Annotated in this window: 5 protein-coding genes and 1 pseudogene; 1 reads left to right on the top strand and 5 read right to left on the bottom strand. The window is 69.4% G+C overall.

Annotation, left to right across the window (positions count from 1 at the left end; genetic code table 11):
• Positions 1–148: 148 nt before the first annotated feature.
• From fahA to AC1D2K_RS27200, 5 genes and pseudogenes are all read right to left on the bottom strand, one after another.
• Complete coding sequence (gene fahA / locus AC1D2K_RS27180; protein WP_478092527.1) at positions 149–1423, bottom strand: fumarylacetoacetase; 1275 nt, start codon at positions 1421–1423, stop codon at positions 149–151.
• Positions 1420–2724 carry a homogentisate 1,2-dioxygenase gene (gene hmgA, locus AC1D2K_RS27185; RefSeq protein ID WP_478092530.1) on the bottom strand — a complete coding sequence of 435 codons (1305 nt, stop codon included), beginning with the start codon at positions 2722–2724 and terminating at the stop codon, positions 1420–1422. Before hmgA ends, fahA begins: the two co-directional genes overlap by 4 nt.
• Before the next feature lie 19 nt (positions 2725–2743).
• The gene (locus tag AC1D2K_RS27190; RefSeq protein WP_478092532.1) at positions 2744–2935 is read right to left on the bottom strand and encodes a DUF2783 domain-containing protein; all 192 of its coding nucleotides are present in this window, start codon (positions 2933–2935) and stop codon (positions 2744–2746) included.
• Positions 2926–4623 carry an FAD-dependent oxidoreductase gene (locus tag AC1D2K_RS27195; RefSeq protein WP_478092534.1) on the bottom strand — a complete coding sequence of 566 codons (1698 nt, stop codon included), beginning with the start codon at positions 4621–4623 and terminating at the stop codon, positions 2926–2928. The genes AC1D2K_RS27190 and AC1D2K_RS27195 overlap by 10 nt, the downstream gene beginning before the upstream one ends.
• A gap of 7 nt (positions 4624–4630) precedes the next feature.
• Positions 4631–5587 (bottom strand): annotated as a pseudogene (locus AC1D2K_RS27200) (MBL fold metallo-hydrolase); the annotation flags it as partial.
• Between the two features lie 115 nt (positions 5588–5702).
• Between AC1D2K_RS27200 and AC1D2K_RS27205 the strand changes: the two are divergent.
• Complete coding sequence (locus tag AC1D2K_RS27205; RefSeq protein ID WP_478092536.1) at positions 5703–6539, top strand: IclR family transcriptional regulator; 837 nt, start codon at positions 5703–5705, stop codon at positions 6537–6539.
• The last annotated feature ends 2 nt before the right edge of the window (positions 6540–6541 follow it).

Consider the following 6541-nt stretch of genomic DNA (forward strand, 5'->3'; position numbering starts at 1 on the left):
GCATGGTGATGAACTGGAGCGTCTGCGACAGACGTTCGGCGAGGAGGTGCAGCGCTTGTTCCATGGGGACACCTTCGGGGGATCGCCCGATAGTGCCCGCTGGACGCCATTTCGCAAATTGCCCTTTGGTGAGGGGCCGGGGCGCCGCTCAGGCCGCCGCCAGCACCGTCCCGCTGACCTCGCCCAGGCCGATCCGCGCCGCGCCCGCGCGCTCGCAGTAGCCGCGCAGGCTCAGCGTGTCGCCGTCCTCGAGGAAGGTGCGGCGCTCGCCGTTCGGCAGCGTGATCGGATTCTTGCCGCCCAGCGTGAGTTCGAGCAGCGAACCGGCCTCGTCGGGCTTAGGGCCCGACAGCGTGCCCGAGCCGAGCAGGTCGCCCGGCTGCAGGTTGCAGCCGTTGACCGTGTGGTGGGTCAGCAGCTGCRCCGCGGTCCAGTACGCGGCCTCGGCGGTGTTGCCGCGCGTGAGCCGCACCGCGGGCTCGCCGGCCTCGCGCATCTTCGCGGTCCGGAGCCAGACCTCGAGCGTGATGTCGAGCGCGCCGCGCTCGCGGTTGGCCGGCGAGTCCAGGTAGGGCAGCGGCTGCGGATCGCCGGCGGGGCGCTCGAACTTCGCGCGGAAGGGCGCCAGCGCCTCCATGGTGACGATCCAGGGCGACAGCGTGGAGGCGAAGTTCTTCGAGAGGAACGGACCCAGGGGCTGGTATTCCCAGGCCTGCAGGTCGCGCGCCGACCAGTCGTTGAGCAAGGTGACGCCGAACAGGTGCGACTCGGCATCGGCCATCGCGACCGGCTCGCCGAGCGCGTTGCCCTGGCCGACGACGAAGCCCAGTTCCAGTTCGTAGTCCAGCCGCTTCGAGGGGCCGAAGCTGGGCGCTTGCGCATCGGGCGCCTTGGTCTGGCCCTGCGGCCGCTTGAAGCACTGGCCGCTGACCGCGATCGAGGACGCCCGGCCGTGGTAGCCGATCGGCACCCACTTGTAGTTGGGCATCAGCGGCTGATCGGGACGGAACAGCTTGCCGACCGTGGTCGCATGGTGGATGCCGGTGTAGAAGTCGGTGTAGTCGCCGATGCGGCAAGGCACGGTCAACTCGACCGCCGACTGCGCACTCAGGGCCTTGGCCCATTCGGCCTGCCTGGCGCTGCCTTCGCGCAGCCCTTCGGAGAGCGCGGCGCGCAGCGCCTGCCGCTCGGTCACACCCTGGGCCAGCAGGACGTTCATGTCGTCGGTGTCGATCAGCCCGGTCGCCTTCAGGTCCAGCACCTGGTCGCCGATGGCGATGCCGATGCGGAATGCCTCGCTGCTGCCGGCGGCGCGGAAGCGGCCGAACGGCAGGTTCTGGATCGGGAAGTCGCAGCCGGCCTCATTGGCCGAGGCGACCCAGCTGCGCAGCTTCGGGTCGTGGGTGGCGTTCAGCATGGTCATGGCTTGAATTGGTCTTTGAGGCCGGCCCAGCAGTCGGCGTAGTCATTGTCGAGCGCCGGGCTTTGCAGCGCGAACGCGGTGGGGATGAAGCGCCAGCGGCTCTCGAACATGAAGGCCAGCGTGTGGTCCAGCTTCTGGGGCGCCAGGTTGGCCTGGCTGGCCTTGTCGAAGGCCTCTTCGTCGGGGCCGTGCGGCACCATGCAGTTGTGCAGGCTGGCGCCGCCCGGCTTGAAGCCGCCGGGCTTGGCGTCGTACTCGCCGTAGACCAGGCCCATGAATTCGCTCATCAGGTTGCGGTGGTACCACGGCGGCCTGAAGGTGTCTTCCATCACCAGCCAGCGCGGCGGGAAGATCGCGAAGTCGCAGTTGGCGGTGCCGGGGGTGTCCGAGGGCGAGGTCAGCACCGTGAAGATCGACGGGTCCGGATGGTCGAAGCTGATCGATCCGATGGTCATGAAGTTGGCCGTGTCGTACTTCACCGGCGCCAGGTTGCCGTGCCAGGCGACCACGTTGAAGGGCGAGTGCCTGGTCGGCGCCGACCAGAAGCGGCCGCCCGACTTCTTGACCAGCTCGTAGGCCACGCTGGCATCCTCGAAGGCCGCCACCGGGGCCTGGAAGTCGCGCGCGTTGGCCAGGCCGTTGGAGCCGATGGGCCCCAGCTCGGGCAGGCGGAACTGGGCGCCGTAGTTCTCGCAGACATAGCCGCGCGAAGGCCCGTCCGGCAACTCGACCTTGAACACGACCCCGCGCGGCAGCAGCGCGATCTCGCCGGGCTTGACGTCGAGCACGCCCATCTCGGTGGTGATCACGAGACGGCCCTGCTGCGGCACCACCAGCATCTCGCCGTCGGCGTTGACGAAGGCGCGGCGTTCCATCGAGCGGCTCGCGAGGTAGACCAGGGCGCCGATGCCGGACTGCGCCTCGGCGTCGCCGTTGGCGGCCAGCGTGTGCATGCCGTCGACGAAATCGACGCCGCCATCGGCCAGCGGAATCGGCGCCCAGCGCAGCGGCTCGGGCGGCAGCGCGATCTCGCGATCGGCGCCGGTGGTCCAGTGCGCCTGCGCATAGGCCTGGTAGCGGCCGGCCACCACCGAGGGCTGGCGCCGGTACAGCCAGGTACGCCGGTTCTGGTGCCGCGGCACGGTGAAGGCGGTGCCCGAGATCAGTTCGGGATAGAGGTCGAAGGGCGCGCGCTGCGGGCTGTTGCGGCCCTGCGGCAAGGCGCCGGCGACGGCCTCGGTGGCGTATTCGTTGCCGAAGCCGCCCTGGTAGCGGCGCTCGGCCGCGGATGCGTTCGTCATGGTGTGCTCTCTTGAAGTCTCAACGGGATGGCGCGGCCGCCTCGAAGGCCTGGCGCAGCACGTCGGTCGAGCCGATGTGGTTGGCCAGCACCAGCACGAGGCGGGCGTTGAAGGCATGGCTCTCGTCGCTCGACAGGCCCTGGTGGGCTTCGATCAGCGCTTCGTAGAAGTCGTCGGGCGCGTCGAGGTTCGGGGTGGTGATCAGGTCCATGGCGTTCTAGCCTTTTTCGCCAATGCGCGGTCGCGCGCGGCGCGCACGGCCTCGGAAGTGGGTTCGCGCCAGCGCGCGCAGACATGCTGGTCGGGGCGCAGCAGGTAGACGGTGCCGGGCCGGGCGTCGTAACGCTGGGCGGCGAGTTCGCCGGCGCCGCTGCCTGCGACGCGCACGATGTGCAGCGGCACGTCGACGCGCGCCAGCACCGCGAGGCTGCGCTCGGCGGCGGCGCCCTCGCCGAAGACCAGGGCCGTGAAGCGGGTGGCTGCGGCACCCGCCGGGCTGAGTTCGCGCAGCAGCCAGCCGCTGGCGCCGCCGGCGCGGACGATCGGCGCATCGGCCGCCGCCGCGCCGGGCACCATCAGCCCTTCGAACGCATCGACGTCCGGCGTGTTCAGCGCCGAGTCGCGCAAGGTGCTCGGCACCGACAGCCGCCCGCTGTTGACCAGCGCCCGCGCGAAGGCATGGCGCTTGGAAAGCTCCAGCACCGCGTCGCGGAACAGCCGGCTGACCTCGCTCTTGGGCGTGATGAAGTCGGTCGCGCGGGTCGAGTTGCGGATGTTCTCGTCGGCCGCGTACTCGCGCTCGCTCGCGTAGCTGTCGAGGAGCGCATCGGGCGCTTCGCCGCGCAGCACCGCGGCCAGCTTCCAGGCCAGGTTGTCGGCATCCTGCACGCCGGAGTTCGCGCCGCGGGCGCCGAAGGGAGACACGCCGTGCGCCGAATCGCCGGCGAACAGCACGCGGCCGTGGCGAAAGTTCTCCATGCGCTGGCAGGCGAAGGTGTAGACGCTGGCCCAGCCGATGTCGAACTGCACCCGTTCGTGGCCGATGCTGTCGAGCAGCGCGCGCACCCGCGGGATGATGTTCTCGGGCTTGCGTTCCTCCACCGGGTCGGCGTCCCAGCCGAGCTGGAAGTCGATGCGCCACATGCCGTCGGCCTGCTTGTGCAGCAGCACGCTCTGGCCCGGATGGAACGGCGGGTCGAACCAGAAGCGGCGCTCGGTCGGCAGGTCGGCGTCCATGTTCACGTCGGCGATCAGGAAGCGGTCGCGGAACACGCGGCCCTTGGCCTCCTGGCCCAGCAGTTGCCGCAGGTTGGAGCGCGAGCCGTCGCAGGCCGCCACGTAGCCGGCCGCCAGGCGGTAGTTGCCTTCGGGCGTCTCGATGGTCAGCAGCGCCTGGTCGGCGTCCTGCTCGATGCCCACCACCTTGTTATTCCAGCGCAGGTCGATCAGCGGCAGCTCGGCGACGCGCTCCGCGAGGAAGCCTTCGACGTAGTACTGCTGCAGATTGATGAAGGCCGGGCGCTCGTGACCGGCCTCGGGCAGCAGGTCRAAGCGGTAGACCTGCTCGTCGCCGAAGAACACCCGGCCGACATTCCACGAGACGCCCTTGGCCACCATGGGCTCGGCRCAGCCCAGCCGGTCGAAGACCTCCAGCGTGCGCTTGGCGAAGCAGATCGCGCGCGAGCCGGTCGACAGCGTGCAGTCGTTGTCCAGCAGCACCACGGGCACCTGCTGCTGGGCCAGGTCGATCGCCAGCGCCAGGCCCACCGGGCCGGCGCCGACCACCACGACCGGATGGCGCGCCGGCGTGGCCGCGTCCTGGTCGGCGTGCCGCTTGTAGTCGAAGCGCAGGGACTGGTAGTCGACCGGCGCCCCGGCCGTCGATGCGAGGCTTGCCATGGCTTMAGCCTTCGAGTGCTTTCCACATGTCGACGTCGCGCTCGGCGGTCCAGATGCGCGGGTCGGCATGGCCCGAGGCCTCGTCGTAGGCGCGGCTGACGTCGAAGGGCATGCAGTGGTCGAAGATCACCCAGTGGCCGTACTTGGGCTTGAGCTTGGCGTAGGTCTCCTGGTAGACCGCGTTGAGGTCGCGCCCGGCCTTCACGCCTTCCTGCACGCTCGCGTAGACGTCGGCGATGAAGTTGCGCGTGCCGGCCAGGCCCTTGGCCACTTCGTCGGGCGTGGTCAGCGCGGCGCCGCGGCCGGGTACCAGCGCGGCAGGCTTGAGCGCGGCGATGTTGTCGAGCGTCTTCGGCCAGTCCTGGAAGTAGGCGTCGCCGGCATAGGGGGTGGCATCGAACTCGACCAGGTCGCCGCTCAGCAAGGTGCGCTCCTGCGGCAGCCAGACCACGGTGTCGCCCTTGGTGTGGCCGCGGCCGAGCTGGATCAGCTGCACTTCGAGCTTGCCCAGCCACAGCGTCATCTTGCCGGTGAAGGTCATGGTCGGCCAGGTCATGCCTGGGGGCACGGTCTCGACGTTCTGGAACAGGCGCGGGAAGCGGCCGATCTCGCTCGCCTTGTCCTGCTCGCCGCGCTCGACGATCAGGTCGCGCGTGTCCTGGCTGGCGATGATGTGCTCGGGCTTGTAGCCCGCGGCGCCCAGCACGCGCACCGCATGGTAGTGCGTGAGCACCACGTACTTGATGGGCTTGTCCGTGACTTCGCGGATGCGGCGCACCACGTCGGCGGCCATCGCCGGCGTGGCCTGGGTGTCGGCCACCAGCACGCAGTCGTCGCCGATGATGATGCCGGTGTTGGGGTCGCCCTCGGCCGTGTAGGCCCAGGCATGCTCCGAAATCTGGCTGAAGGTGATCTGTTTCTCTTCGAGATCGGCCTGGCTGGCGAACTTCTTGGTCTCGGTCATCGTGGGTCTCCTGAAATTTGTCTAAAGTGAACGAATTCGCATGGAACGAATGCGCGGAGTGTAATTCGAGGATCAGTTAATGTCTAATGCCTTCTGTATCAACGAATGACGGAACCTGATGGCGGCTGACTCCGATCGCGCACAGCGCGGCATCCAGAGCATCGAGGTGGGCGGCCAGCTGCTGCGCGCCCTGGTGCACCACGGCCGGCCGATGGCGCTCAAGGACCTGGCGCGCGAGGCCGAGATGTCCGCCGCCAAGGCGCACCCCTACATGGTCAGCTTCGGCCGCCTCGGGCTGATCGAGCAGGACCGCACCACCGGCCACTATCTGCTCGGACCGCTCGCCTTGCAACTGGGATTGATCAGCCTGCAGCAGGCCAATCCGGTGCACATCGCGACGCCGCTGATCGCCGAGCTGGCGCAGCAGATCGGCCAGACGGTGGCGATCGCGGTCTGGGGCGACCGCGGCGCGACCATCGTGCGCATCGCCGAATCGCCGGCGCCGCTGCACGTGAACATGCGGCACGGCACCGTGTTCTCGCTGACCGACACGGCCTCGGGCCGGCTGTTCGGTGCCTACCTCGACCCTGCGGTGGTCCGGGAGCTGCTCGAACAGGAGCGCCAGCGCGAGCAGAAAGGCGCCGTTGCCACCGCACCGCTGCGGCGCGGCATGCCGCCGGTGCAGCCGCTGCCGAGCTGGAAGGCCTTCGAGGCGCAGTTGCACGAGGTGCGGGCCCACGGCCTGAGCCGCTCCGAGGGCGAGATCCTGCCCGRCATCAACGCGATGTCGGCGCCGGCCTTCGACCACACCGGGGCGATCGTGCTGGCCGTCACGGCGATCGGTCCGGCCGCGACCTTCGACACCCAATGGGACGGCGAGGTGGCCCTCGCGCTCAAGGCGTGCGCGGACCAAGTGTCGCAGCGGCTGGGGGCTGCGTCTTCAAGGCCTTGAGG

This window comes from Variovorax sp. P1_H12_2 (assembly GCF_056405335.1).

Bases quoted from the DNA above. Each gene is read 5' to 3' on its own strand.
- hmgA (WP_478092530.1), bottom strand. From the start codon at position 2,724: ATGACGAACGCATCCGCGGCCGAGCGCCGCTACCAGGGCGGCTTCGGC.
- AC1D2K_RS27190 (WP_478092532.1), bottom strand. From the start codon at position 2,935: ATGGACCTGATCACCACCCCGAACCTCGACGCGCCCGACGACTTCTAC.